Origin of the sequence: Neisseria sp. P0014.S002 (assembly GCF_051958295.1) — a bacterium.
Taxonomy (GTDB): domain Bacteria; phylum Pseudomonadota; class Gammaproteobacteria; order Burkholderiales; family Neisseriaceae; genus Neisseria; species Neisseria flavescens_B.
This window is the reverse complement of record NZ_JBQCVO010000070.1, coordinates 1-273: the sequence shown is the minus strand read 5'-3', so window position 1 is coordinate 273 and position 273 is coordinate 1. Positions and strand designations below refer to the sequence as shown.

Here is a 273-nt window from a genome sequence, read left to right as displayed (position 1 = left end):
GTATAAGAGACAGGACTACTCGGGTATCTAATCCCGTTTGCTCCCCTGGCCTTCGTGCCTCAGTGTCAGTAACTGTCCAGAGATTCGCCTTCGCCACTGGTCTTCCTTACGATATCTACGCATTTCACTGCTACACCGTAAATTCCAATCTCCTCTCCAGTACTCTAGCAAGGCAGTATCAAGTGCAGTTTCGGGGTTGAGCCCCGAGATTTCACACCTGACTTACCTCGCCACCTACGCACCCTTTACGCCCAATGAATCCGAACAACGCTT

Annotated in this window: 1 rRNA gene; it reads right to left on the bottom strand. The window is 50.9% G+C overall.

Annotated elements, in window-relative coordinates:
* Positions 1–273: ribosomal RNA gene (locus ACTHSX_RS10650) — 16S ribosomal RNA — on the bottom strand; the annotation flags it as partial.